General features: G+C 72.7%; 20 protein-coding genes. 15 read left to right on the plus strand and 5 right to left on the minus strand.

What is annotated here, in order from left to right; translation table 11 throughout:
- Positions 1 to 53: 53 nt before the first annotated feature.
- The 9 genes from ftsW (at position 54) to ACZ4SV_RS19280 (ending at position 8,642) form a co-directional block, all read left to right on the plus strand.
- Positions 54 to 1,415 (plus strand): putative lipid II flippase FtsW, encoded by a 1,362-nt coding sequence (ftsW, locus tag ACZ4SV_RS19240; protein ID WP_468005669.1) that lies wholly within the window; start codon positions 54 to 56, stop codon positions 1,413 to 1,415.
- Between the two features lie 6 nt (positions 1,416 to 1,421).
- Entirely contained in the window at positions 1,422 to 2,510 is a 1,089-nt protein-coding gene (murG, locus tag ACZ4SV_RS19245; protein WP_365882169.1) for an undecaprenyldiphospho-muramoylpentapeptide beta-N-acetylglucosaminyltransferase, read from the plus strand.
- Between the two features lie 26 nt (positions 2,511 to 2,536).
- Positions 2,537 to 3,331, plus strand: coding sequence for a cell division protein FtsQ/DivIB (locus tag ACZ4SV_RS19250; protein ID WP_468005672.1), 795 nt, complete (start codon positions 2,537 to 2,539; stop codon positions 3,329 to 3,331).
- 279 nt (positions 3,332 to 3,610) lie between these two features.
- Positions 3,611 to 4,819, plus strand: a complete 1,209-nt coding sequence (gene ftsZ / locus ACZ4SV_RS19255) for a cell division protein FtsZ (RefSeq protein WP_365882165.1) — start codon at positions 3,611 to 3,613, stop codon at positions 4,817 to 4,819.
- Positions 4,816 to 5,580: a peptidoglycan editing factor PgeF gene (gene pgeF / locus ACZ4SV_RS19260; protein WP_468005674.1), complete on the plus strand. Its 765-nt coding sequence runs from the start codon at positions 4,816 to 4,818 to the stop codon at positions 5,578 to 5,580. Before ftsZ ends, pgeF begins: the two co-directional genes overlap by 4 nt.
- Positions 5,581 to 5,586: 6 nt before the next feature.
- Complete coding sequence (locus ACZ4SV_RS19265) at positions 5,587 to 6,306, plus strand: YggS family pyridoxal phosphate-dependent enzyme (RefSeq protein ID WP_365882161.1); 720 nt, start codon at positions 5,587 to 5,589, stop codon at positions 6,304 to 6,306.
- A 128-nt stretch (positions 6,307 to 6,434) separates the two neighbouring features.
- Positions 6,435 to 7,076: a cell division protein SepF gene (locus tag ACZ4SV_RS19270; RefSeq protein ID WP_365882159.1), complete on the plus strand. Its 642-nt coding sequence runs from the start codon at positions 6,435 to 6,437 to the stop codon at positions 7,074 to 7,076.
- A gap of 59 nt (positions 7,077 to 7,135) precedes the next feature.
- Positions 7,136 to 7,426: a YggT family protein gene (locus ACZ4SV_RS19275; protein WP_365882157.1), complete on the plus strand. Its 291-nt coding sequence runs from the start codon at positions 7,136 to 7,138 to the stop codon at positions 7,424 to 7,426.
- A gap of 52 nt (positions 7,427 to 7,478) precedes the next feature.
- Positions 7,479 to 8,642, plus strand: coding sequence for a DivIVA domain-containing protein (locus ACZ4SV_RS19280; RefSeq protein ID WP_468005678.1), 1,164 nt, complete (start codon positions 7,479 to 7,481; stop codon positions 8,640 to 8,642).
- Between the two features lie 170 nt (positions 8,643 to 8,812).
- On the opposite strand, the gene ileS is transcribed toward ACZ4SV_RS19280, so the two are convergent.
- Entirely contained in the window at positions 8,813 to 11,956 is a 3,144-nt protein-coding gene (gene ileS / locus ACZ4SV_RS19285) for an isoleucine--tRNA ligase (protein WP_468005680.1), read from the minus strand.
- A 606-nt stretch (positions 11,957 to 12,562) separates the two neighbouring features.
- On the opposite strand from ileS, the gene ACZ4SV_RS19290 reads away from it, so the two are divergent.
- The 4 genes from ACZ4SV_RS19290 (at position 12,563) to ACZ4SV_RS19305 (ending at position 15,780) form a co-directional block, all read left to right on the plus strand.
- Complete coding sequence (locus tag ACZ4SV_RS19290) at positions 12,563 to 13,615, plus strand: TraR/DksA family transcriptional regulator (protein ID WP_468005682.1); 1,053 nt, start codon at positions 12,563 to 12,565, stop codon at positions 13,613 to 13,615.
- A gap of 58 nt (positions 13,616 to 13,673) precedes the next feature.
- Positions 13,674 to 14,303, plus strand: a complete 630-nt coding sequence (gene lspA / locus ACZ4SV_RS19295) for a signal peptidase II (protein WP_468005684.1) — start codon at positions 13,674 to 13,676, stop codon at positions 14,301 to 14,303.
- A 68-nt stretch (positions 14,304 to 14,371) separates the two neighbouring features.
- Positions 14,372 to 15,316, plus strand: a complete 945-nt coding sequence (locus tag ACZ4SV_RS19300; protein WP_365872377.1) for an RluA family pseudouridine synthase — start codon at positions 14,372 to 14,374, stop codon at positions 15,314 to 15,316.
- Positions 15,313 to 15,780 carry a GNAT family N-acetyltransferase gene (locus ACZ4SV_RS19305; protein WP_468005686.1) on the plus strand — a complete coding sequence of 156 codons (468 nt, stop codon included), beginning with the start codon at positions 15,313 to 15,315 and terminating at the stop codon, positions 15,778 to 15,780. Before ACZ4SV_RS19300 ends, ACZ4SV_RS19305 begins: the two co-directional genes overlap by 4 nt.
- Before the next feature lie 43 nt (positions 15,781 to 15,823).
- On the opposite strand, the gene ACZ4SV_RS19310 is transcribed toward ACZ4SV_RS19305, so the two are convergent.
- Entirely contained in the window at positions 15,824 to 20,989 is a 5,166-nt protein-coding gene (locus ACZ4SV_RS19310) for a trypsin-like peptidase domain-containing protein (protein ID WP_468005688.1), read from the minus strand.
- Positions 20,990 to 20,996: 7 nt separating this feature from the next.
- Positions 20,997 to 21,308 (minus strand): trypco2 family protein, encoded by a 312-nt coding sequence (locus tag ACZ4SV_RS19315; RefSeq protein ID WP_365872371.1) that lies wholly within the window; start codon positions 21,306 to 21,308, stop codon positions 20,997 to 20,999.
- A gap of 252 nt (positions 21,309 to 21,560) precedes the next feature.
- Between ACZ4SV_RS19315 and ACZ4SV_RS19320 the strand changes: the two genes are divergently transcribed.
- Complete coding sequence (locus ACZ4SV_RS19320; protein WP_365872369.1) at positions 21,561 to 23,147, plus strand: Na+/H+ antiporter; 1,587 nt, start codon at positions 21,561 to 21,563, stop codon at positions 23,145 to 23,147.
- 73 nt (positions 23,148 to 23,220) lie between these two features.
- Here ACZ4SV_RS19320 and ACZ4SV_RS19325 read toward each other — a convergent pair whose 3' ends face one another.
- Positions 23,221 to 24,327: a mechanosensitive ion channel family protein gene (locus tag ACZ4SV_RS19325; protein WP_468005691.1), complete on the minus strand. Its 1,107-nt coding sequence runs from the start codon at positions 24,325 to 24,327 to the stop codon at positions 23,221 to 23,223.
- A gap of 106 nt (positions 24,328 to 24,433) precedes the next feature.
- On the opposite strand from ACZ4SV_RS19325, the gene ACZ4SV_RS19330 reads away from it, so the two are divergent.
- Positions 24,434 to 25,006 carry a dienelactone hydrolase family protein gene (locus ACZ4SV_RS19330; RefSeq protein ID WP_397940631.1) on the plus strand — a complete coding sequence of 191 codons (573 nt, stop codon included), beginning with the start codon at positions 24,434 to 24,436 and terminating at the stop codon, positions 25,004 to 25,006.
- 4 nt (positions 25,007 to 25,010) lie between these two features.
- On the opposite strand, the gene ACZ4SV_RS19335 is transcribed toward ACZ4SV_RS19330, so the two are convergent.
- Positions 25,011 to 26,681: an alkaline phosphatase D family protein gene (locus ACZ4SV_RS19335; protein ID WP_468005693.1), complete on the minus strand. Its 1,671-nt coding sequence runs from the start codon at positions 26,679 to 26,681 to the stop codon at positions 25,011 to 25,013.
- Positions 26,682 to 26,683 lie beyond the last annotated feature (2 nt).

The raw sequence follows: 26,683 nt of genomic DNA on the forward strand, positions 1-26,683 counted from the left end.
GGGCGGACCTTGGGAGGGACGCGTGGGACGGTCGACGTTCAGCGGAGGGACCGATGCCCAGTAGCCGTACCGGCCGGCCGCCCGTGCAGCGGGCGTCCCGCCGCCCCGCCGTCTCCCGCACCCCGCGCGAGAACCCCGTACAACGGCTCGGCGACCGCGCCCGCAAGGCGTGGGACCGGCCCTTGACGGCCTACTACCTGATCGTCGGCGGCAGCGTGCTGATCACCGTGCTGGGTCTGGTGATGGTCTACTCGGCCTCCCAGATCACCGCGCTCCAGCTCTCGCTGCCCGGGTCGTTCTTCTTCCGCAAGCAGTTCCTCGCCGCGCTCATCGGCGGGGCGCTGCTGCTCGCCGCCTCCCGCATGCCGGTGAAGCTGCACCGGGCGCTGGCCTACCCGATCCTCGCCGCCGCCGTCTTCCTGATGGTCCTGGTGCAGGTGCCCGGGATAGGGCGGGAGGTCAACGGCAACCAGAACTGGATCTCGCTCGGCGGCTCCTTCCAGATCCAGCCCAGCGAGTTCGGCAAGCTGGCGCTGGTGCTGTGGGGCGCGGACCTGATCGCCCGCAAGCAGGAGCGCAAGCTGCTGGCCCAGTGGAAGCACATGCTGGTGCCGCTGGTCCCGGTCACCTTCCTGCTGCTCGGCCTGATCATGCTGGGCGGTGACATGGGAACCGCGATCATCCTCACGGCGATCCTGTTCGGCCTGCTCTGGCTGGCGGGCGCGCCCACCCGGCTGTTCGCCGGGGTGCTGTCGGTCGCCGCCCTGATCGGGGTCCTGCTGATCAAGACCAGTCCCAACCGGATGGCCCGGCTCGCCTGCATCGGTGCTACCGAGCCGAAAAGCGGGGTAGCCGACTGCTGGCAGGCCGTGCACGGCATCTACGCCCTCGCCTCCGGCGGACTGTTCGGCTCCGGGCTCGGCGCGAGTGTGGAAAAATGGGGCCAACTCCCGGAAGCCCACACCGACTTCATCTTCGCCGTCACCGGCGAGGAACTGGGTCTGGCGGGGACGCTGTCGGTGCTCGCCCTGTTCGCGGCTCTAGGCTATGCGGGTATCCGCGTGGCCGGACGCACGGAGGACCCCTTCGTGAGGTACGCCGCGGGAGGCGTGACCACCTGGATCACCGCCCAGGCGGTGATCAACATCGGTGCGGTGCTCGGTCTGCTGCCGATCGCCGGCGTCCCGCTCCCGCTGTTCTCCTACGGAGGGTCCGCCCTGCTGCCGACCATGTTCGCCATCGGGCTGCTGATCGCCTTCGCACGCGACGAGCCCGCTGCGCGGGCCGCGCTTGCGATGCGGCAACCTCGCTTTGGTAGAAAGCGGGCGGGAGGCTCCGGCGCTGCGCGGGGGCCTCGGAGATGGAACACGATGCGACGGCGTGCCTCGGCGGCGCGTTCGTCCGGAGAGCGGTGAATTTCGGTGCATGTCGTACTCGCCGGTGGGGGGACCGCCGGCCACATCGAGCCCGCGCTCGCCCTCGCGGACGCCCTGCGCAGGCAGGACCCCACCGTGGGGATCACGGCCCTGGGCACGGAGCGCGGCCTGGAGACCCGGCTCGTCCCGGAACGCGGCTATGAACTGGCGCTGATCCCGGCGGTGCCGCTGCCCCGCAAGCCCACGCCCGAGCTGATCACCGTACCGGGCCGGCTGCGCGGCACGATCAAGGCCGCCGAGCAGATCCTGGAGCGCACCAAGGCGGACGTCGTGGTCGGTTTCGGCGGCTATGTCGCCCTGCCCGGCTATCTGGCCGCCAAGCGCCTCGGGGTGCCCATCGTCATCCACGAGGCCAACGCCCGCCCCGGGCTGGCCAACAAGATCGGCTCGCGGTACGCGGCCCGGGTCGCCGTCTCCACCCCGGACAGCAAGCTGCGGGACGCCCGCTACATCGGCATCCCGCTGCGCCGCTCCATCGCCACGCTGGACCGCGCCGCCGTCCGCCCGGAGGCCCGCGCCCGCTTCGGCCTCGACCCGAATCTGCCCACGCTGCTCGTCTCCGGCGGCTCGCAGGGCGCCCGGCGGCTGAACGAGGTGACGCAGACGGTCGCCCCGTGGCTCCAGCAGGCCGGCATCCAGATCCTGCACGCGGTCGGCCCGAAGAACGAACTGCCGCAAGTGCACCAGATGCCGGGAATGCCGCCCTACATCCCGGTAAGTTACCTGGACCGGATGGATCTCGCGTACGCCGCGGCCGACATGATGCTCTGCCGCGCGGGCGCGATGACCGTCGCCGAACTCTCCGCCGTCGGGCTCCCGGCCGCGTACGTCCCGCTGCCCATCGGCAACGGCGAACAGCGGCTCAACGCCCAGCCGGTGGTCAAGGCGGGCGGCGGACTCCTCGTCGACGACGCGGACCTGACGCCCGAGTGGGTGCAGCAGAACGTGCTGCCCGTGCTCGCCGATCCGCACCGGCTGTACGAGATGTCCCGCTCGGCAAGCGAGTTCGGCCGCCGGGACGCCGACGAGCTGCTCGTCGGCATGGTGTACGAGGCGATCGCCTCGCGCCGTTAGGACCGTATGACGAAAGGGCAGTGAGCGTGGCCGGACGGACGACCGCCGAGCGCGGGGAACGCCAGCAGGAGTCGTCCGGCCCGCCGCCCGCCCGCCGGCCCGGCCGAACGCGCCTTCGTAGGATCATCGTTCTGGCCGTGGCGTTGGTGCTGCTGGCCGCCGGCACCACCTGGGTGCTGTACGGCTCGCAGTGGCTGCGCGTGCGGCAGGTCTCGGTGTCGGGCACGCTCGTACTGACCCCCGCGGAGGTCCGCGAGGCGGCGGCCGTGCCCGTCGGCGCGCCGCTGGCCTCGGTCGACACGGGGGCCATCGCGGCCCGGCTGCGGCGGAAACTGCCCCGGATCCACACCGTGGACGTGGTGCGGTCCTGGCCGCGCGGAATCGGTCTGAACGTGACCGAACGCACTCCGGTCCTGCTCGTGCGCAAGGGCCGCGACGTCATCGAAGTCGACGACGAGGGCGTGCGTTTCGCCACGGTCGCCCGGGCGCCGAAAGGCGTGCCGACCCTGGAGATGTCCGTCTCGCGCACGGGTCCCGGCGCGGCGAGCCTGCGCCGCTTCGGCAGCGGCCGGCTGGTGCGCGCGGCCGTCCGGGTCGCCGGCGACCTGCCCGGTCCCGTGGCCCGCACCGCCCGGACCGTCCGGGTGCGCTCCTACGACGCCATCTCCGTGGAGTTGGGCGACGGCCGCGTGGTGGCATGGGGCAGTGACGAGGACGGCCGCGCCAAGGCACGGGCCCTCACGGCTCTCATGAAAGCAGCTCCCGGCGCGCGGCACTTCGATGTCAGCGTCCCCACCGCCCCCGCGTCAGCGGGGAGTTGACGCACATCAGCGCAGGCCAGCACCCTGGTTGGGCACCGCTATGCCTGATCACATAGGGTGAAAAGAAAAACGGGAGGTTCGGCGTGTTCGTTGAACGGGCGCCGCTTGTCGACTTAGTGTCCTGTTCAGAAGACTCCAGAGAACGGACACACTGGTAACCCTAAACTTCAAGGTTAGGGTTCGGGTCGGCGCTACGGACCGTCCCATTCGGCATCCGTCGTCCCGGCGCGGGGCACCGCACGGCGGCGACAACGTAATTCGAGGCGAGAGGCCTTCGACGTGGCAGCACCGCAGAACTACCTCGCAGTCATCAAGGTCATCGGTGTCGGCGGCGGTGGTGTCAATGCCATCAACCGGATGATCGAGGTCGGTCTCAAGGGCGTCGAGTTCATCGCCATCAACACCGACGCACAGGCGCTGTTGATGAGCGACGCCGACGTCAAGCTGGACGTCGGCCGCGAACTCACCCGCGGACTCGGCGCCGGAGCCAACCCGGCTGTCGGCCGCAAGGCCGCCGAGGACCACCGCGAGGAGATCGAGGAGGTCCTCAAGGGGGCCGACATGGTCTTCGTGACGGCCGGTGAAGGCGGCGGCACCGGCACCGGCGGGGCGCCCGTCGTGGCGAACATCGCACGGTCGCTGGGCGCCCTCACCATCGGCGTCGTGACGCGCCCGTTCACTTTCGAGGGACGGCGCCGCGCGAACCAGGCCGAGGACGGCATCGCCGAACTCCGCGAAGAGGTCGACACCCTCATCGTGATCCCGAACGACCGGCTGCTGTCCATCTCGGACCGCCAGGTCTCGGTCCTGGACGCCTTCAAGTCCGCGGACCAGGTCCTGCTCTCCGGTGTGCAGGGCATCACCGATCTCATCACCACCCCCGGCCTGATCAACCTCGACTTCGCCGACGTCAAGTCGGTCATGTCCGAGGCCGGTTCGGCCCTCATGGGCATCGGCTCGGCCCGCGGCGACGACCGCGCGGTGGCCGCCGCCGAGATGGCGATCTCCTCGCCGCTGCTGGAGGCGTCCATCGACGGCGCCCGCGGTGTGCTGCTCTCCATCTCCGGCGGCTCCGACCTCGGTCTGTTCGAGATCAACGAGGCGGCCCAGCTGGTCAGCGAGGCCGCCCACCCCGAGGCCAACATCATCTTCGGCGCGGTCATCGACGACGCCCTGGGCGACGAGGTCCGGGTCACCGTGATCGCGGCCGGCTTCGACGGCGGCCAGCCGCCGGCCCGCCGGGACAACGTCCTCGGCTCGGCCTCCGGTTCGGCCGGCGGGCGCCGCGAGGAGCCCGCGCCGGCCCGGCCGAGCGAGCCCAGCCGGCCGTCCTTCGGCTCGCTGGGCAGCGTCAAGCCCAAGGAGGAGCCGGAGCCGGCACCCGAGCCGGCGGTCGACCTCCCGGTCGCCCCGCCGGTACCGCCGTCGCCCCGGACCTACTCGGACAGCGCGGCCGAGGAGCTGGACGTCCCGGACTTCCTCAAGTGATAGGACAGCGCGAGAGCGTGAGCGGCGCGCACTTCGCCTTCACCGACCGGTGGGGCGGGGTGAGCGCCGCTCCGTATGAGGAGCTGAACCTCGGCGGCGCGGTCGGCGACACGCCCGGGTCGGTGACGGTCAACCGCGAGCTGGCGGCCAAGTCGCTCGGGCTGGACCCGGGCCTGGTCGTCTGGATGAACCAGGTGCACGGCGCCGGCGTCACCCGGGTGAACGGTCCGTGGGGCACGGACGTCCCCTCGTTCGGGGGAAACCGGGAGGAGGGCGGCGCGGTGCCGGAGACCGACGCGCTCGTCACCGCCCGGCGCGGCCTCGCGCTGGCCGTCCTCACCGCCGACTGCGTGCCGGTGCTGCTGGCCGACCCCGTCGCCGGGATCGTCGCCGCGGCCCACGCCGGCCGGCCCGGCATGGTCGAGGGCGTCGTCCCGGCCGCCGTACGGGCCATGACCGAACTCGGCGCCGAGCCGGGCCGGATCGTCGCCCGCACCGGACCGGCCGTGTGCGGCCGGTGCTACGAGGTGCCGGAGGCGATGCGCGCCGAGGTGGCCGCCGTCGAACCGGCGGCGTACGCCGAGACGAGCTGGGGTACGCCGGCGGTCGACGTGTGCGCCGGCGTGCACGCCCAGCTCGACCGGCTCGGGGTGCGCGACCGGGCGCGTTCGCCGGTGTGCACGCGGGAGTCGCAGGACCACTTCTCGTACCGCCGCGACCGCGTCACCGGACGCCTCGCGGGCTATGTCTGGCTGGACTGATAGGGCATGACGGACCGTAAGACCGAACTCGCCGCGAATCTGGCGAAGGTGGAGGAGCGCATCGCCGCCGCGTGCGCGGGGGCCGGGCGCGCCCGGGAGGAGGTGACCCTGATCGTGGTCACCAAGACCTACCCGGCGAGTGACGTGCGGATCCTGTCGGAACTCGGGGTGCGCCACGTCGCCGAGAACCGCGACCAGGACGCGGCCCCGAAGGCCGCCGCCTGCGCGGATCTGCCGCTGAAGTGGCACTTCGTGGGTCAGTTGCAGACCAACAAAGTGCGTTCCGTGGTCGGTTATGCCGATGTCGTGCAGTCCGTCGACCGGTCCCGGCTGGTCACCGCGCTGTCGAAGGAGGCGGTGCGGACGGGGCGCGAGCTGGGCTGTCTGCTCCAGGTCGCGCTGGACGCCGGGGCGAGCGGCCGGGGCGAGCGCGGGGGCGTGGCCCCGGACGGAATCGAAGAGTTGGCCGGTCTGGTCGCCGACGCGCCCGGGCTGCGGCTCGACGGACTGATGACCGTCGCCCCGCTCACCGGCGCGTACGCGGGACGCGAACAAGCGGCGTTCGAACGGCTCATGGATTTGTCGACCGACCTGCGCCGGGGTCATCCGGCTGCGACCATGGTGTCGGCAGGGATGAGCGCGGACCTCGAACAGGCCGTGGCCGCCGGGGCGACACATGTGCGCATTGGCAGCGCGGTACTCGGAGTCCGCCCCAGGCTCGGGTAACGTCGCCAGGAAGTCGGACCACAGCAGAAAATATGGTCAATGCCCGTGAAGTTGGGCACAACGACCACGTGGATCGCGGGCACTTGGCAGTCGTCAGCCGATCCACCACAGAGCGGAGGACTCAGAGCATGGCCGGCGCGATGCGCAAGATGGCGGTCTACCTCGGCCTCGTGGAGGACGATGGGTACGACGGCCGTGGATTCGACCCCGACGACGACTTCGAGCCGGAGCTGGACCCGGAGCCCGAACGGGACCACCGGCGGCACGAACCGTCACATCAGCCGCACAGCGCACATCAGTCCCAAAGGGACGAAGAAGTGCGTATCGTGCAGCCGCCCGCGCCGCGCGAACCAGTCGCCCGTTCGACTTCGCTCGCCGCGGAATCCGGACGCCCGGCGCGGATCGCGCCCGTGGCATCCATCACACAAGAACGCCAGTCCCTGGAGAAGAACGCGCCGGTGATCATGCCCAAGGTCGTATCGGAACGAGAGCCTTACCGGATCACCACGCTTCACCCGCGGACCTACAACGAGGCCCGTACCATCGGGGAACACTTCCGTGAGGGCACCCCGGTGATCATGAATCTGACGGAGATGGACGACACGGACGCCAAGCGACTTGTCGACTTTGCGGCGGGTTTGGTGTTCGGTCTTCACGGCAGTATCGAGCGAGTGACGCAGAAGGTGTTCCTGTTGTCTCCTGCTAACGTCGATGTCACGGCGGAGGACAAGGCCCGCATCGCAGAGGGCGGGTTCTTCAACCAGAGCTGAGACGGACGACCGGACCGCAGTACGGAAGAACATGGACAGGGGAGAGGGAACCGCAGGCCATGAGCGTGTTCGCGCAGGTGATCTACATCGCGCTGATGGTGTTCCTCGTCGTGCTCATCTTCCGGCTGGTCATGGACTACGTCTTCCAGTTCGCCCGCTCGTGGCAACCCGGCAAGGCGATGGTGGTCGTTCTGGAGGCCACCTACACTGTCACCGATCCACCGCTGAAGCTCTTGCGGCGGTTCATCCCGCCGCTGCGTCTCGGGGGCGTGGCGCTCGACCTGTCCTTCTTCGTACTGATGATCATCGTCTACATTCTCATCTCCGTCGCGCGGAGCTTCGTGAGATGAGGAGGGACGATCCGGTCTTGCCGACTGCCGATGACTACGTTGAGGTGAAGAGATGCCGTTGACCCCCGAGGACGTGCGGAACAAGCAGTTCACGACCGTCCGCCTCCGAGAAGGCTATGACGAGGACGAGGTCGATGCCTTCCTCGACGAGGTCGAAGCCGAACTGACGCGTCTGCTGCGCGAGAACGAGGACCTGCGCGCCAAGCTGGCCGCCGCGACGCGAGCCGCCGCGCAGAACCAGCAGAACCAGCGCAAGCCCCCGGAGCAGGACCAGCAGCACCCTCAGCAGCAGCATCCCCAGCAGCAGCACCCTCAGCAGCAGCAGGGCATGCGAGGTCCCGGCCAGCCGGTGCCCGCCGGGATATCGGGCCCGCCGCAGCAGCAGATGGGTGGCCCCATGGGTGGTCCGCCCCAGCTGCCGAGCGGTGCCCCGCAGCTGCCCGCCGGCCCCGGCGGTCAGGGCGGCCCGCAGGGTCCCGGTCCGATGGGCCAGGGTCCGATGGGTCAAGGCCCGATGGGCGGTCAGCCGCCCATGCAGCAGCAGATGGGCGGCCCGATGGGCGGTCCCATGGGTGGTCCCATGGGCGGTCCGATGGGCGGCCCCGGTCAGGGCCCCGGCGGCGACAGCGCCGCCCGTGTCCTCTCGCTGGCCCAGCAGACCGCCGACCAGGCGATCGCCGAGGCCCGCTCCGAGGCCAACAAGATCGTCGGCGAGGCCCGCAGCCGCGCCGAGGGTCTGGAGCGTGACGCCCGTGCCAAGGCCGACGCCCTGGAGCGGGACGCGCAGGAGAAGCACCGCGTCGCCATGGGCTCCCTGGAGTCCGCGCGCGCCACGCTGGAGCGCAAGGTCGAGGACCTGCGCGGCTTCGAGCGCGAGTACCGCACGCGGCTGAAGTCGTACCTGGAGTCGCAGCTGCGTCAGCTGGAGACCCAGGCGGACGACTCGCTGGCCCCGCCGCGCACCCCGGCCACGGCCTCGCTGCCGCCGTCCCCGTCGCCCTCCATGGCGCCGGCGGGCGCCGGTGCCCCGTCCTACGGCGGCAACCAGTCGATGGGCGGCTCGCAGGCCCCGTCCGGTCCGTCCTACGGCGGCCAGCAGCAGATGACCCCGGCCATGACGCAGCCCATGGCCCCGGTCCGGCCGCAGGGTCCGTCCCCGATGGGCCAGGCTCCCTCGCCGATGCGCGGGTTCCTGATCGACGAGGACGACAACTGAGCACCGGGCACGGTGCGTAGGACGCCTCAGGCGTCGGCAGCGTTCAGGGCGCGGCCCCGGATTCCGGTCCGGGGCCGCGCCCTTTGCCGTGGGCGGACGCCCGGGACGCGTGACAAAAGGGCCCGGCCTCCCCGTGGGGAGACCGGGCCCTTCCGTCGGGGGCGGGGGCGTTACGCCTTGCGCAGCCGGAAGACGAGCGACAGGCCCTCGTCGGTGAAGGGCTCGCCGTAGCCGTCACCGGCCTCGCCCTGGCCGAAGTCGGTGGCCAGCACCTCGTCGGCGATCAGCCCGGCGTGCTCGGTGAGGGCCGCGACGACCGCCGGGTCCGTGGAGGTCCAGCGCAGGGCGATCCGGTCGGCGACGTCCAGACCGCTGTTCTTGCGGGCCTCCTGGATGAGCCGGATCGCGTCCCGGGCCAGGCCGGCCTGCCGCAGCTCCTCCGTGATCTCCAGGTCCAGCGCCACCGTGGCACCGGAGTCGGAGGCCACCGACCAGCCCTCGCGCGGGGTCTCCGTGATGATCACCTCGTCCGGGGCGAGGGTCACCGTCTCACCGTCGACCTCCACGGACGCCGTGCCCGCGCGCAGAGCGAGGGAGAGGGCGGCGGCGTCGGCGGCCGCGACCGCCTTCGCCACGTCCTGCACCCGCTTGCCGAACCGCTTGCCCAGCGCGCGGAAGTTGGCCTTGGCGGTCGTGTCGACCAGGCTGCCGCCGACGTCGGACAGGGAGGCCAGGGCCGAGACGTTCAGCTCCTCGGTGATCTGCGTGTGCAGCTCCGGGTCCAGGGACGCGAAGCCGGTGGCCGCGATCAGCGCGCGGGACAGCGGCTGCCGGGTCTTGACGCCGGACTCCGCGCGCGTGGCCCGGCCCAGCTCCACCAGCCGGCGCACCAGCACCATCTGCTGCGACAGCTCCGGGTCGATCGCGGCGAGGTCCGCCTCCGGCCAGGCGGCCAGGTGCACCGACTCCGGCGCGCCCGGCGTGACCGGGACGACCAGGTCCTGCCAGACCCGCTCGGTGAGGAACGGGGTGATCGGCGCCATCAGCTTGGTGACCGTCTCCAGCACCTCGTGCAGCGTGCGCAGCGCGGCCTTGTCGCCCTGCCAGAAGCGGCGGCGCGAGCGGCGGACGTACCAGTTGGACAGGTCGTCGACGAACGCGGACAGCAGCTTGCCGGCGCGCTGGGTGTCGTACGCCTCCAGCGCCTGGGTCACCTGGTCGGTCAGCGCGTGCAGTTCGGACAGCAGCCAGCGGTCCAGCACCGGGCGCCCGGCCGGCTCCGGGTCCGCCGCGGACGGCGCCCAGCCGGACGTACGGGCGTACAACGCCTGGAAGGCGACCGTGTTCCAGTACGTCAGCAGCGTCTTGCGCACGACCTCCTGGATGGTGCCGTGGCCGACCCGGCGCGCGGCCCACGGGGAGCCGCCGGCCGCCATGAACCAGCGCACCGCGTCCGCGCCGTGCTGGTCCATGAGCGGGATCGGCTGGAGGATGTTGCCCAGGTGCTTGGACATCTTGCGGCCGTCCTCGGCCAGGATGTGGCCGAGGCAGACCACGTTCTCGTACGACGACTTGTCGAAGACGAGGGTGCCGACGGCCATCAGCGTGTAGAACCAGCCGCGGGTCTGGTCGATCGCCTCGGAGATGAACTGCGCCGGGTACCGGCTCTCGAACAGCTCCTTGTTCTTGTACGGGTAGCCCCACTGCGCGAACGGCATCGACCCCGAGTCGTACCAGGCGTCGATGACCTCCGGGACCCGGGTGGCCGTTTCGCCGCAGCCCTCGTGCGGGCAGGCGAAGGTGACCTCGTCGATGTACGGCCGGTGCGGGTCGAGGCCGGACTGGTCGGTGCCGGACAGCTCGGACAGCTCGGCGCGGGAGCCGACGCAGGTGAGGTGGTCCTCCGCGCAGCGCCAGATGGGCAGCGGGGTGCCCCAGTAGCGGTTGCGGGACAGCGCCCAGTCGATGTTGTTGTTCAGCCAGTCGCCGAAGCGGCCGTGCTTGACCGTCTCCGGGAACCAGTTGGTCTTCTCGTTCTCCTGGATGAGCCGGTCCTTGACGGCCGTCGTACGGATGTACCAGGAGGGCTGCGCGTAGTAGAGCAGCGCGGTGTGGCAGCGCCAGCAGTGCGGGTAGCTGTGCTCGTACGGCAGGTGCTTGAAGAGGAGTCCGCGCTCCGCCAGGTCCTCGGTGAGCTTTTCGTCCGCCTTCTTGAAGAAGACGCCGCCGACCAGCGGGACGTCCTCGTCGAAGGTGCCGTCCTGGCGGACCGGGTTCACCAGGGGAAGGCCGTAGGCGCGGCAGACCTTGAGGTCGTCCTCACCGAAGGCCGGGGACTGGTGGACCAGACCCGTGCCGTCCTCGGTGGTCACGTAGTCGGCGTTCACCACGAAGTGGGCGGGCGCCGGGAACGCGACCAGCTCGAACGGGCGCTGGTAGGTCCAGCGCTCCATCTCGGCGCCGGTGAAGGTCTCGCCGGTGGTCTCCCAGCCCTCGCCGAGCGCCTTGGCGAGCAGCGGCTCGGCGACGACCAGCTTCTCCCGGCCGTCGGTCGCGACGACGTAGGTGACCTCCGGGTGCGCGGCGACCGCCGTGTTGGACACCAGGGTCCAGGGCGTGGTCGTCCACACCAGGAGCGCGGCCTCGCCGGCCAGCGGTCCGGAGGTGAGCGGGAAGCGGACGTACACGGACGGGTCGACGACCGTCTCGTAGCCCTGGGCCAGCTCGTGGTCGGACAGGCCCGTGCCGCAGCGGGGGCACCAGGGGGCCACGCGGTGGTCCTGGACCAGCAGGCCCTTGCCGAAGATCTCCTTCAGCGACCACCAGACGGACTCCACGTACTCGGGGTCCATGGTGCGGTAGGCGTCGTCCAGGTCGACCCAGTAGCCCATGCGGGTGGTCAGCTCGGCGAACGCGTCGGTGTGCCGGGTCACGGACTCGCGGCACTTGTCGTTGAACGCGGCGATGCCGTACGCCTCGATGTCCTGCTTGCCGGAGAAGCCCAGCTCCTTCTCGACGGCCAGCTCGACGGGCAGGCCGTGGCAGTCCCAGCCGGCCTTGCGCGCCACGTGGTAGCCGCGCATGGTGCGGAACCGCGGGAAGACGTCCTTGAAGACGCGGGCCTCGATGTGGTGCGCGCCGGGCATGCCGTTCGCGGTGGGCGGGCCCTCGTAGAACACCCACTCGGGGCGGCCCTCGGACTGCTCCAGGCTCTTGGCGAAGATCTTCTGTTCGCGCCAGAAGTCGAGCACGGCGTGCTCAAGAGCGGGCAGGTCGACCTGTGCGGGCACCTGGCGGTACGTCGGCGCTGTCATCTGCGAGCATCCTCCAACGGACTTGCTGCCTTCCGTCGGAGGGACGAGAGCCTTCGATCCTGTCGACGCCGTGTGCGGCGCGCTCCCGCGGTACCACCCTCCTTGGCTCCCCGGTGCGCCGTACGCGCCGGTGAGCCCCCTCATTGGGGTCGCGAAACCGGTTCTACTCGCCGTCGTCCCAGGGGGCGCGGCTTTCTTCCGGCGGCTCCGGGGTGATCTTCACGTCGCGCTCGCCCCCGGGCTCACACCGTCCCCGGGTCGCTCTGGGCTGCGTACGCCGCTACTCGTCCCCATCCACGCTTCTCGCTCCGCCCAGTGTACGGCGCCGCGCGGACGGTGGCGGACCGGTTTTCCGCGGGCCCGGGCCATGGGCGCGCGACCGGGCCGGTTGACCCGGATGGCGAGGGGGCGGCGGCCCGGGTTCCGGGTGCGCCGGGCGCGGCGGAATACCCGGCGGACAGCGGGGCACAACCGAGGCAGGCCCGCGGTCCGGGGGGTGCGGGCGGGCGAATCGGGCGGTGTGCCCCGTTGCCGCGGGACTCAAGTCGATTTATCGTCCCAGCACGATTCGCGAGCAAGATCACAATATGTGAAGGGGCCGCGGCCATGGTGGCGAAGAAGACCGCCGTACAGCAGCCGGCGACCGGCGGGACGGGCGCGGGGCCCGCCACCGAGGAGACGGCCCCGGGCAGCACGGCCGGCGGGACGGCCGCGGAGCAGACCGCCGGGCGGGGCGCTGAGAAGGCCGCCGGGCACGTTTCCGCCGGGACGGCGGCCGGGGGGAGGACCGCTGCGCAGAAGGCGGCCGTGAAGAAGGCGGCGGCGGGTAGGAAGACGGTGGCCGGCGGGAAGACCGCGGCCGTGAAGAAGTCCGCCGCCAAGGAGGCGGCGGCCGGGAGGACGGCCGCGAAGAAGACGGCCGCCGGGAAGACGCGCGCCAAGGAGGCGGCTACGGAGATGACGGTCACCAAGGAGGCGGCTGTGGAGACGACGGCCACCACGCAGACGGCCGGGAAGCACACGGCGGCCGTGGGGGAAACGGCCGCCCCGAAGACCGCCGCCGGGAAGACCGCCGCCCCGAAGGCCACGGCCGGCCCGGCCGCGGCCGTGGCGGCGGGCCTGGGGAGCACGGCCAAGGAAGCGGGCGCGGCACGGGCCGCGGAGCAGACGGGAGCCACGACAGTGGTTGCGAAGAAGACTCCTGGCACGGCCACGGCGGACCAGGGCGCCGTACCCAAGGCGCGGACGGGCGCGGCGGAGCCCGGCGAGCTGGCGGTGCGCCCCGGCGAGGAACCGTGGACCCCGGAGGAGGTCGAGGAGGCCCGCACGGAACTCCAGTCCGAGCTGGAGCGGCTGCGGGCGGAGATCAGCTCGTCCGAGGCGTCCCTCGCCGGACTGATGCGGGACTCCGGGGACGGCGCCGGCGACGACCAGGCCGACACCGGCACCAAGAACATCACGCGCGAGCACGAGCTGGCGCTGGCCGCCAACGCGCGCGAGATGCTCACCCAGACCGGGCGCGCCCTGGAACGGCTGGACGCGGGCACCTACGGGCTCTGCGAGAACTGCGGCGAGCCCATCGGCAAGGCCCGTATGCAGGCGTTCCCGCGGGCCACGCTGTGCGTGGAGTGCAAGCAGAAGCAGGAACGCCGCTCCTGAGCCGGGAGGCCGTGCCGTAGTCTCGTCCTCAGTCAGGCACCTAGGTTGAGGGACTCACGTGGCAGAGGCGGAGCGCATCATCGGTACGCCGGACACCCCGGACGACGACCACGGGCGGACGACGGCGGCCGCGGCGCCCGCCGGTGCGCCCGGTCAGACCGGTGCGGACGGGCAGGACGACGCCGCGGCGCGGCGGACCGGCCGCGGCCGCCGGATCGCGGTGCTGTTCGCGGTGGCCGCGTTCGCGTACGCCCTCGACCTGATCAGCAAGATGCTCGTCGTCTCCCGGCTGGAGGGCCACGCGCCGATCCGGGTCGTCGGGGACCTGCTGGAACTGCACGCCATCCGCAACCCCGGCGCCGCCTTCGGCTTCGGCGCGGCCTTCACGGTGATCTTCACGCTGATCGCCGCCGCCGTGATCGTGGTGATCATCCGGCTGGCCCGCAAGCTGTACAGCTTCCCGTGGGCGGTCGCGCTCGGGCTGCTGCTCGGCGGCGCGCTCGGCAACCTCACCGACCGGGTCTTCCGGGCGCCGGGCGTCTTCGAGGGCGAGGTGGTGGACTTCATCGCGCCCCAGGGCTTCGCGGTGTTCAACCTCGCCGACTCGGCGATCGTGTGCGGCGGCATCCTGATCGTGCTGCTGTCCTTCCGCGGCCTGGACCCGGACGGCACCGTCCACAAGGACTGAGCCCGTACCGGCCCGGGTTTTCCACAGGCTCGTGCGGAGGCGTCCGGCCCGTCCTGCATACTCGACGGGTGAGCACGATTCCCGAGATCCGAACCCTGCCCGTGCCCGACGGCCTGGAGGGCGAGCGTGTCGACGCCGCCATCTCCCGCATGTTCGGCTTCTCCCGCACGAAGGCGGCGGAGCTGGCCGCGGCCGGCAAGGTCCAGGTCGACGGCGCGGTGGTCGGCAAGTCCGAGCGGGTGCGCGGCGGCGCCTGGCTCGAAGTCGAGATGCCGCAGGCGCCCGCGCCCGTCCAGGTGGTCGCCGAGCCGGTCGAGGGCATGGAGATCGTGCACGACGACGACGACGTGGTCGTGATCGTCAAGCCGGTGGGTGTGGCCGCGCACCCGTCGCCGGGCTGGTCGGGGCCGACCGTCATCGGCGGTCTCGCCGCCGCCGGGTACCGGATCTCCACCTCCGGCGCCGCCGAGCGCCAGGGCATCGTGCACCGCCTGGACGTCGGCACCTCGGGCCTGATGGTCGTCGCCAAGTCGGAGCGCGCGTACACCTCGCTCAAGCGCCAGTTCAAGGAGCGCACGGTCGACAAGCGCTACCACACGCTGGTCCAGGGCCACCCGGACCCGACCAGCGGCACGATCGACGCCCCGATCGGCCGCCACCCGCAGCACGACTACAAGTGGGCGGTCACGGCCGAAGGCAAGCCCTCCGTCACCCACTACGACCTCGTCGAGGCCTTCCGCGCCGCCTCCCTGCTGGACGTGAAGCTGGAGACGGGCCGCACCCACCAGATCCGCGTCCACATGGCCGCCCACCGCCACCCGTGCGTCGGCGACCTCACCTACGGCGCCGACCCGACCCTCGCCAAGCGGCTGCACCTGACCCGCCAGTGGCTGCACGCGGTGCGCCTCGGCTTCGAGCACCCCGGCGACGGCGCCTGGGTGGAGTTCGCGAGTGACTATCCCGAGGACCTCCAGAAGGCCCTGGAGCAGGTCCGCGAGGAGAGCTGGGCGTGAGCCCGGCCTACACCGTCCGCCTGGCGGAGGACCCCGCCGACCGCGAGGCGTGCTTCGCGGTCCGCAAGGAGGTCTTCGTGGTCGAGCAGGGCGTCGCGGAGGACCTCGAGTACGACGATTACGACGCGGTGGCCGTGCATGTGCTGGCGGTCCGCGAGGACGGGGTGCCGCTGGGCACCGGGCGGCTGCTCCACGGCGAGGCGGCGGCCTCCAGGACCGGCGGCGACCCGACGGCCGGCTCGCTGGGCCGGCTCGCCGTCTCCCGGACGGCACGCGGCCTCGGCGTCGGCGCGGCCCTGGTGCGCGCCATCGAGGACGCGGCCCGCGCCCGCGGCCTGGCGGCGGTGGACCTGCACGCCCAGACCCGGGCCCTGGGGTTCTACGAGCGCCTGGGCTACACGGCGTACGGCCCGGAGTTCCTGGACGCCGGCATACCGCACCGCGCGATGCGCCGGGCCCTGTAGCGCGGCGGACACCGGCCCGCCGCCGCGCCCGCCCCGCCCGCGCTCACCCCGCCGGGTCGAGCTGCGACGAGAAGCGCCGGGCCTGTTCGGCCGTCTCCGGGTCCGTGTCGGCGCGCGCGAGCAGCAGATCGGCCAGCTCCCGCCCGTATCCGTTCCTCGTGGAGCCCGGGACCAGGTGGTCCTGGTACACGCCGAGCCACCGCAGCGTGTAGTCCCTGGTCTGCCGCGCCTGGTCCACCGAGAGCCGTTCCACCGCGAGCAGGGACCGCAGCACCAGCCGGGACTTGAACTGCGGCATGTGCCGGCCCAGCCAGTCGAAGGACCGGTCCACCAGGGCGGTGAGCCGGTCGGCCGGCAGGTCGCGCACCCGGAGCAGGGCGTCGAGGAAGAAGCAGGCGTCGAAGTCGGTGGCGCGGGCGCCCACCCAGTCGTAGGCGAGGTCGACCGAGGCGGCCGAGACCTCGGCGGGGATCTCCGGGCGGGCCAGGACGGCCTTCAGCAGCCTGGGCGCGCCGATCTCCCCGAGGTTGCGGTCGCTCCAGCGCAGGGCGCGCCGGGCGACGTCCGTCAGCTGGGCCGGGGTGAGGTCGGGGCGCTCCAGCAGCGGTTCCAGCACGTACTGCACGTCACGCCCGGTCCACCCGGCGTCCACCCAGGCCAGCGCGTGCCCGACCAGCAGGGCGGTCTCCCGCGGCCCCGGCCACGGTGAGGCGTTCAGCGGGCCCAGGACCAGCGCCGCCTGCTCGCCGGTGCCGTGCAGCCGGAGCCAGGCGAAGGTGGTGCGCAGCACCTCGTGTCCCTCGGCCGGGGCGAGATCGGTGCGGGCGAGCAGTTTCCTGAGCACGTACTGCGCGTCGCTCAGGGCGGCGTGCCGGCCGAGCCAGCGTTCGGTGTGCGCCAGCGCCGTGCCGAGCGGTTCCTCGCCGAGGTCCGTCCGGTCGAGCAGACCGGCCAGCACCGAACTGGCCTGCGGCAGCGCGCCGTGCCGGCCGAGCCAGCGGTCCGCCGTGGCGACGGCCCGGTCCAGGACGGCGCCGGTGAGCCGGTGCCTGCTGAGCAGCAGGCCGAGGTGCCAGGCGCCGTCCAGGCTGTCCGGGTGGGCGTCGGCCCAGTCCAGCACGACGGTGACGATCGACTCGAACGCCTCCTGGGTGAGCTGCCGCCGGCTGAGCAGGGCCCGGAACAGGTCGAACGGGGGCAGCTCGCCGCTGTCCGGGGCGAGCTGGGCCAGCGCCTCGGCGATCGAGTGCGCGGCGCCCGCGGCCGTGGCCGCCTTGATCTTCGCCGCGTGCACGGCGGCGTTCCTCGGGCTGGCGGGGTTGGCCGCCGCCCAGTCGGAGCCGGCCGCCTCGACCCGGGCGCGCTGGGCGTCGTCGAGGTCCGTCCGGCCCAGCAGTTCGATGAGGACGTTGGCCGCCACCGGGTGCTCGCGGTGGGTGTGCGCCCAGACGACGGCGAGTTCGACCGCCTCCCGCCGGTCGGTCCCGGTCAGCTCCGCGCGGCGCAGCAGGGCCCGCACCGGGCGCTCCGCCCAGTGGTTCCCGACGTGTTCGCGCACCCAGGGCAGGGCCCGGGAGACGGCGCGCTCGGCCTCGTCCGGTTCCAGGTCGCCGCGGAAGAGCAGGCTGCCGAGGACGCGGCCCGACAGCGGCACGTCGGCCGGATGGAGGTCGGGCCACGGCAGGGAGTGGGCGAAGACGCGCCGCAGCCGCGGCCCGTCCAGGTCCCGCCTGAGCAGCAGGTGGAACAGGACGATGCCCGCCACGTGCTCGCCGCCGTGCCGCTCCAGCCAGGCCAGCGCCCGGCCGAGGGTGGCCGGGACGAACTCCGCGGGCAGGTCCTGCCGGGCCAGGAGCGCGCCGAGCACATAGCCGGTGCCGCCTTCGGACGGGTGGCGGTCGATCCAGGCCAGGGCCGCGGCGGCCGACCGGGTCAGCGCGTCGTAGGCCAGGGACTGCCGGTCCAGCAGGGCGCGCAGGACGTGGCTGGCCGCCGGGCTGGTGCCGTGGGCGGCGAGCCAGTCGAGCGCGGCCGCCACATGGCCGGCGGCCTCCTCGGCGGAGATGTCGCGCTGCTGCCCCAGCAGGGTGACCAGGGCGTAGCTGTTGTCCTCGTCGTCCGGCCGGCCCGCGAGCCGCCGCTCGGCGTACCGGTTGGCCAGGGCCCGCTCGTCCGCGGTCAGGCCGTCGTAGGCGAGCAGGAAGTTCAGGAGGCGGTCCGCGGTGTGCTCCAGGGCGTGCACCGCCAGCCACGCGCCGGCGTGGGCCACCGTCCGCCGGACCACCTCGTGCGTCAGGTCGGGCCGTTCCAGCACGGCGCGGAGGAAGAAGTCCGCGGCCGGGTCCTCGGCGTGCCGCGCCAGCCACGCGTCGGCGAGCCGGACGGCGCTCTCGCGTTCGCCGTCGGTCAGGTCCTGGCGCCTGAGCAGCACTTCGAGGACGTAGGTCCAGTTGGACTCGACCGGCTGGTCCCGGGTCCAGGCCAGGGCGGCCCGCACGGCGTCGCGCAGCTCGGTGCCGGTCAGGTCGCCGCGGGAGAGCAGCCTGCTCACCACGTGGCTGGCCTCCTGGAGGCGGCCGTGCGCGGCGAGCCATTCCCCGGCCCGCCGGAAGACCGTCCGCCGCATCTCCGGGGTGAGGTCGTCGCGGGAGAGCAGCCGGGCGAGCACATGGCAGGCGTCGGGTCCGGTGCCGTACTCGCCGAGCCACAGCTCGGCGGTCCGCACGGCCCGGCGCGCGTCCACGCGCAGCGACGGGTGCTCCAGGAGCGGGGCGAGGACGTACGTGGCCTCGCGCCTGGTCTGGTACCGGCCGAGCCAGCGCAGCGCGGCGGCGACGACCCGCTGCTCCTGGTGCCGGGTCAGGTCCCGGCGGGCCAGCATCCTGGCGAGCAGGTGGCTCGCCTCGACGAGGGCGGAATTGTCGGCCAGCCAGACCACGGTGGTCTGCAGGACCTCCGGCAGGAAGCTGGTGGCGACCTCGTCGCGTTCGAGCAGGATGGCCAGCACGAAGCCGCCCTCACGGCGCCGGCTGTGCAGCTCCAGCCAGCGCAGCGCGGTGGGCACCAGCCGCCGGGCGGCGTCGGTCGGCAGGTGTCTGAGGCCGCGGCGCAGCACGTGCCGGGCGTTGACGCTGTCGCCGTACTCCTCCAGCCAGGGGTCGACGATCGCCTGCCAGTGCCCTACCAGGGCGCCGGCCCAGGGCGGCCCCGAGCAGATCGCGCCCAGCGCGTAACCGCCGACGTCGGGGTCGCGCTGCATGACGTCGCCGATGGCGGGCGCGTTCCCGGCGAACCAGTCCGCCAGCACCTCGCGGACCTCCGCGTCCCGGGACCGCTGCGCGAGGTCGTCGAGGAGCCGGGCGAGGTTCGTCGCGTACCGGCCGATGGTGCGGGCCTCGGTGAAGCAGCCGGACAGCAGGTCGTGGGTGCGCGGCCGGTCGACCCGGGTGCCGTCGGGGCGGATCACCGAGTCGGTCAGCTGGTCGCAGACGATGTCGTGGGCCACCTCCAGGTGCCCGCCCTCGCCCTCCAGCCAGCCGAGGCCGAGCAGGGCGTCGACGACGGTGTCGGCCCGGCCGGCGCCGCTGGGCGTCGCGGTGAGCGCGGCGCGGGCCGCCTCCCGGACCTCGGCCTCCGGCTGCGGGCAGGCCGCCGCGGCGGCCGCGGCGGCCACCAGGTCGTCGGAGGCGTGCACGCCGTCCAGGGGCGAGCGGGGGGCGGGCACGGTGAGGGCGTCCTCGTGCAGCCGGGAGTGCAGCCACTTGGCCAGCTCGCCGCCCTCGCGCATGCCCGCGATATGCGGCGGGCCCAGACCGCGCACCACACGGCGCTCCATCTCGGAGGCGATCAGCAGGGTGAGGATGGGCCGGTGCCCGCACAGCCGCCGCATCTGCTCCAGGCCGTACGCGGCCACGGCCGTCCCGGCCAGGCGCCGCAGGCCCTGGTCGGCGACCTGCGCGAGGAACTCCTCGTCCTGGCGCAGGTGCACCTCGCCGAAGAAGGACCGCAGCCGGCCGCGGTGCTGCTGGAGCCAGCCCGGCCGCACGGAGGCCAGGAACACCACCGCGACGCCCTCCTTGGCGGCGTCGGGCAGCAGCCGGCCCTTGACCGCCTCCAGGTCGAGCGGTGACTCGCCGTTGTCGGTGATGAACAGGTTCAGGTAGTCCACGACGACCAGGACGTCCTGGGAGCCGCCCAGGACCGCCTTGGCGATGTCGTCGACCAGGGACGCCGAGCCGCCGGGCCGGACGTGCAGCACCCGCCAGCCGGCCTCGTGGGCCACCCGGCCCACCTCGATGGAGGTGCGGGTCTTGCCGGTGCCGGCGGCGCCGACGAGCAGCAGCCCGTCGTCCTCGCCCTCCAGGATGCGACGCATGATCCGGTGCGGGTCGGCGTCGTGCCCGGCCCCGGGGGAGACGAACGGCAGGTGGTCGGAGATGAGGTTCTTCTTGAAGCCGGTCAGGCCGGCGAGCAGGTCGTCCTGGTCGACCACCGCGGGCAGCGGGTCCTCGCTCTCGGCCCGCAGCACGTCGGTGGGCTTCAGCTTGGTCGCCCGGACGCCCTCGCCGATCAGCACCTCCCGGAAGCCGGGGTCCTCCAGCGCGCGGCTGACCGGCTCGGCCTCGACGGTGTTGCTCCCCGCGGCGGTCCGGCACTGGTGCTGCACGCCGACGAGGTAGGTGCCCTCCTTCGTGAAGAAGGCGGCACCGGACATGCCCTTCCACACCTCGCCGGCCGGGGACGGGAAGCGGGGCGCGTGGGTGATCGCGATGTCCAGCAGACCGGACTTCAGATGGGAGCCGAGGCGCAGCACGCCCCCGGGCGCGAAGCTGTCCCGCCCGGCCAGCCCCGACAGCTCCGGACGGCGGGCGAACCGGGGGAAACCGATGGCCTGCACCTCCACCGAGCCCGGGCCCGAGGGCAGGCGGCCGAAGCGGACCAGCGGCACGTCCGGCACGGGCTCGCGCAGCCTGAGGAGCGCCAGGTCCTGTGCCGGGGACGTCCAGGCCACGTCCGCGGGCAGCCGGAGCGCCGCGCCGCCGAGCAGGACGTCGACGGTGCCCGGCCCGTCCGCCAGCGGCCGCAGCAGATGGCGGGCCGTGAGCACCAGACGCCTGCTGATCAGGAAACCCGAGCCGTACTCGGCGTTCTCCCCCCGCTGTACGAGGATCTCCGCGACGCGTGCCCCGTGGTCGATCCCGGCCCCCATGCCCGCCCTAGCCGATCAGGTCGGAGACGTCGTCGCCGGTGAGGACCGTGGCCGGCGTGCCCTGCGCGTCGTAGGTCTCGGGGGACAGCCGCAGCTTGACCACATGGGTGCGGGTGTTCTTCGACCCGCCGGTGAAGTCGCCGGAGACCACCCAGAACTTCACGCCGCCCTTGCCCTGCTTCGTCTTCTCGACGGCGACGTGCAGCTCCAGGTCGACGGACTCGATACGGAACCGGACGTCCTTGCCGTCGGCCTCGGCACGGGCGGTCTCGATCTCGGACCGCAACGACGCGAGAAGGTCGGAGAGTTCGATGTCCATGGTGACCTCCAGGTGGGTGCCGGCGGCGACGGCCGGAGCGACGGACTCCCCGGAAGTCCGCCGAGGGCTGACAATGCGTCAAATACGCGTGCCGGAAAGGGCGTTGGCCGCCGTGCCGCCGCCTGCCTCCCGGGTAGGGCGTGCAGTGTATGCGAACACGCGGGCCGCACCAAGCCGCCCGTGCCGAATCCGCAGGTCGCGATGGCAGACTGGAGGTCCGCCGTGTGATCGTCGAAACCCGGAGCGCCATCCGTGGACCAGCTGGCTCTGTTGTTCGTACTGCTGCTCGGGGCCCTGGTGAGCGTCCCGGTCGGGGACCGGCTGGGGCTGCCGGCGCCGGTGCTGATGACCGTGTTCGGCGGGGTCCTGGCGGTGGCCGACTTCGTGCCGAACGTCGACATCCCGCCCGAACTGATCCTCCCCGGACTGCTGCCGCCGCTGCTCTACGCCGCCGTCCGCCGGACCTCCTGGCGGCAGTTCGCGGCCAACGTCCGCCCGATCCTCCTGCTGGCCGTGGCGCTGGTGTTCGTGACGATGGTGTGCGTGGCCTTCGTCGCCCACGCGATCGTGCCCGGACTGCCGATGGCCGCCGCCGTCGCCCTCGGCGCCCTGATCGCCCCGCCCGACCCGGTCGCCGCGACCAGCGTCGCCGGACAGCTGGGACTGCCGCGCCGGCTGGTGTCGATCCTGGAGGGCGAGGGGCTCTTCAACGACGTCACGGCCATCGTGCTCTACCACGTGGCGATCGCCGCCGCCGTCAGCGGCGCGTTCTCGCCCTGGCAGGCCGGACTCGACCTGGTGCTGTCCGCCGTCGTCGCGGTGGCCGTGGGACTGGTGCTGGGCTGGGGCGCGAACAGGCTGATGGACCTGCTGGGCGATCCGACGCTCCAGATCGGCATGACCCTGCTGGTGCCGTACGCCGCCTATGTGCTCGCCGAGAAACTGCACGGCTCCGGGGTGCTCGCCGTGCTCACCACGGCGCTCTTCCTCGCCGAGTACGCCACCGACGCCGACGACGTGATGACCCGGCTCGCCGGGCACACCTTCTGGGACATCATCGACACCCTCGTCACCGGCGTCGCCTTCGGGCTCATCGGACTGGAACTGCACAACGCCATCCGCACGGCCCAGGGCCGGTGGGGCGAGATGCTCGGCTGGGCGGCGGCCGTCGTCGGCGTGGTGGTCGTCGTACGGCTGCTGTGGCTGCTGCCGGCGACCTGGCTCACCAAACGGCTGCACGCCCGCCGGGACTACGACGAGGAGATCCCGGTGAGCTGGCGGGAGACCGTCGTCATGTGGTGGTCCGGGATGCGCGGCGTGGCCTCGGTGGCGCTGGCGCTGGCCGTGCCGCTGCGCACCGGCGCCGGCGCCCCGTTCCCCGACCGGGACGAGATCATCTTCATCGCCTTCGGGGTGATCGTCGCCACCCTGGTGGTGCAGGGGCTGACCCTGCCCTGGCTGGTGAAGCGGCTCGGGGTGCGGGCCGACTCCGAGCGGGAGAAGGAGTTCGAGAAGGAGCTGGCGGTGCGGGCCGCGAAGGCGGCGAAGCGCCGGCTGCGCGAGATCGAACAGGTGGAGGAGCTGCCCGAGGAACTGTCCGAGCAGATGTTGCGGCGCGCCTTCGACATCGGCATCCGGATCAGCCCGGACATGGGCGAGGAGGAGCGCCGGGAGGCGCAGTACCAGCGGGCCAAGCGGATCAAGCGGGTGCGGCGCATCCAGAACGAGATGCTGAGCGCCGCGCGCCACGAGGTGCTGGCCGCGCGCAGCGAGCCCGGCGCGGACCCGGAGATCGTCGACCGGGTGCTCCGTCACCTCGACGTACGCAGTCTGCGCTGACCGCTGACCGCTGACCGCTGACCGCTGACCGCCGACCGCCGACGGCCGACCGCCGGTGCCGGGGCGCCGGCGGTCAGCCGCGGCCGGTGCGCGGGAAGTCGTACGCCCTGCGCAGCGCGATGCGGTCGGGGGAGGGGACGTGGTGCGGCGGGAGCACCGAGTCGGCGGTGTTCACCCGGGGCAGCGCGTAGGGGTGTTCCGTGGCCAGCCAGCTGATCATCTGCTCGCGGACCGCGACCCGGATCGTCCAGATGTCGTCCGCGTCCTTCGCCGTGACCAGCGCCCGCACCTGGATGGTGCTCGGTGTGGAGTCCGTCACCTGGAGGTTGCAGGCGCGGCCGTCCCAGGCCGGGCAGTGGCGCAGGATGTCCCGCAGCTTCTCGCGCATCGCCTCCAGCGGCGCGCTGTGGTCGAGGTGCCAGTAGACGATGCCGGTCATCTGCGGGGTCCCGCGGGACCAGTTCTCGAACGGCTTGGAGGTGAAGTACGACACGGGCATGGTGATCCGGCGCTCGTCCCAGGTCCGCACCGCCAGGAAGGTCAGGGTGATCTCCTCGACCGTGCCCCACTCGCCGTCCACCACCACCGTGTCGCCGATGCGGACCATGTCGCCGAAGGCGATCTGGAGCCCGGCGAACATGTTGGCCAGCGTGGACTGGGCGGCGACACCGGCCACGATGCCGAGGACGCCGGCGGAGGCCAGCAGGGACGCGCCGGCCGCGCGCATCGCCGGGAACGTCAGCAGCATCGCCGCCACCGCGACCACCCCGACGATCGCCGCCACCACCCGCATGATCAGCGTCACCTGGGTGCGCACCCGGCGCACCCGGGCCGGGTCGTGGTGGGCGCGCGCGTACCGGGCGTACGTCGACTCCACCACGGCCGACGCGATGCGGATCACCAGCCAGGCCGCCGCCCCGATCAGCACCAGGGTCAGCGTCCGGCCGACCCCGGTCCGGTGCTCCTGGAGCAGGTCGGCCTGGTCGTAGGAGCCTCTGAGCAGGGCGGCGCACAGCACGAGCTGGTACGGCACGCGGCCCCGCCGCAGCAGGTCCCACAGCGGGGTGTCGGTGCGGCGTTCGTCGGCCTTGCGCAGCAGTACGTCCGTGGCCCAGCCGATGAGAACGGTCAGGAACACGGAGCCGCCGACTACGATCACGGGTCGGAGTACGGTCTCCATGTCTCCGAACGTAACCGGCTTCGGCGGGCATGAACATGTGTCTTCCCGGCGCACGTGGGTACGGCCGCGCTACGGCTCCGGCCGGCCCGGCTGGCACCATGGCCTCATGAACATCATGCTCTTTCACTCGACCTACGGGCTCCGGCCGGCGGTGCGCGAGGCCGCGGACCGGCTGCGCGCGGCGGGCCACGAGGTGTGGACGCCGGACCTCTTCGAGGGGCACACGTTCGACACCGTCGAGGACGGCATGGAGTTCAAGGAGCGGACCGGCAAGGACGAACTGCTGAAGCGGGCCGTGCTGGCGGCGGCGCCGTACTCCGACCGCGGGCTGGTGTACGCCGGGTTCTCGCTCGGCGCGTCCGTCGCCCAGACCCTGGCCCTCGGCGACGACAAGGCGCGCGGCCTGCTGCTCCTGCACGGCACGTCGGACATCGCGCCGAACGCGCGGGTGGACGAGCTGCCGGTGCAGTTGCACGTGGCCGAGCCTGACCCGTTCGAGACGGACGACTGGCTGAGCGCCTGGTACCTCCAGATGGGCCGGGCGGGCGCCGACGTGGAGGTCTACCGCTACGCCGGGGCCGGTCACCTCTACACCGACCCCGGCCTGCCGGACTACGACGCCGAGGCCGCCGAGGCCACCTGGCGGGTGGCGCTCGGCTTCCTCGGCACGCTCGGCTGAGCGGCTACACCGGGTCGTACGTCCGCTCGATCCGCTGGGTGCCGCTGCGGGTGCGGTAGGAACGCGCCCAGCCGGCGGTGGCGTGCGCGTCGGCGCGGTCGGAGACGACGTAGTAGTCCATCTGCGCGCGCTCGGCGGTCAGGTCGAGCACGCCGTAGCCGTGCCGGTCCGTGTCCACCCAGTGGACGTGCCGGTTGGCGGCCTTGATGACCGGTGCGGCGACCGCGGAGACCGTGCCCTCGGGCACCTTCACCAGGTCGTCCAGGTTGTCGGAGGTGACCGAGGTCACCACGAACTCGGTGGCCGCCGACGCCGACAGCGGATAGGTGCCCGCGTCCACCGGCACGTCGTTGGCCCACGCCATGTGGATGTCACCGGTCAGGAAGACGGTGTTGCGGATGCCGTGGGCGCGCAGGTGGGCCAGCAGTTCGCGGCGGTCGTCGGTGTAGCCGTCCCACTGGTCGGTGTTGAGGGCGAGGCCCTCCTGCGGCAGGCCGAGCAGCTTCGCCAGCGGCTTGAGCAGGTCGGCGGTGAGCGAGCCGATGGCGAACGGCGAGATCATCACCGAGTTGCCGACCAGCCGCCAGGTGGTGTCGGAGGCTTGCAGGCCGGCCTTCAGCCAGTCGAGCTGGGCCCGGCCGGTGAGGGTGCGGTCCGGGTCGTCCACCGAGCCGTTGGCCGTGGCCGCCTGCTGGGAGCGGAACGAGCGCAGGTCCAGCAGGGACAGGTCGGCCAGCCTGCCGAAGCGCAGCCGCCGGTAGGTGGTGCCGGCGACGGCCGGGCGGACCGGCATCCACTCGAAGTAGGCCTGCTTGGCGGCGGCCTGACGGGCCGCCCAGGTGCCCTCGGCGCCCTCGGTGTGGTTGGCCGCGCCGCCCGCCCAGGCGTTGTCGGCGAACTCGTGGTCGTCCCAGATCGCGATGACCGGCGCCGCCAGGTGCAGGGCCTGGAGGTCGGGGTCGGTCTTGTACGTCGCGTGCCGCAGCCGGTAGTCGGCGAGGGTGAGGATCTCGCCCGCCGGGGCGTGCGGGCGCACGACCGTGCCCCGGGTGCCGTACTCGCCGGACTTGTACTCGTAGATGTAGTCGCCGAGGTGCAGCCAGGCGTCCAGGTCGCCGCGGGCGGCGAGGTGGCGGTAGGCGGCGAAGCGGCCCGCCTCCCAGTTGGCGCAGGACACCACGCCGAAGCGCAGGCCGGTCACGACCGCGTCCGCCGCCGGCGCGGTGCGGGTGCGCGCCACCGGGGAGTCGGTGCCGCCCGCGGAGAAGCGGAACCAGTAGTCCGTGGCCGGGGCCAGGCCCCGGATGTCGGCCTTGACGGTGTGGTCGGAGGCGGCCGTCGCGGTGGTGGTGCCCCGGGCGACGACGTCCGTCAGCGCCCTGTCCCGGGCGACGACCCAGCCGACCTCGGTGTCCGGACCGAGCCCGGAACCCGGTATCGCCTCCGGGACGGGGGTCACCCGGGTCCACAGCAGGACGCCGTCGGGCAGCGGGTCGCCGGAGGCGACACCGTGCAGGAAGGCGGGAACGCCCGTGGCGGCGCGGGCCGGCCGCGCGGCGGCCAGCGGGCCGGCCAGGACGGCGGCCGCCGCGGCGGCCTTGACGACCGTACGGCGACGGGGCGCGAGCGGGCCGGGGTCCGGAGCGGCCCCGGCTGATCTGTATCGACTGGTCACGG

The organism is Streptomyces sp. NPDC027672 (assembly GCF_055566335.1).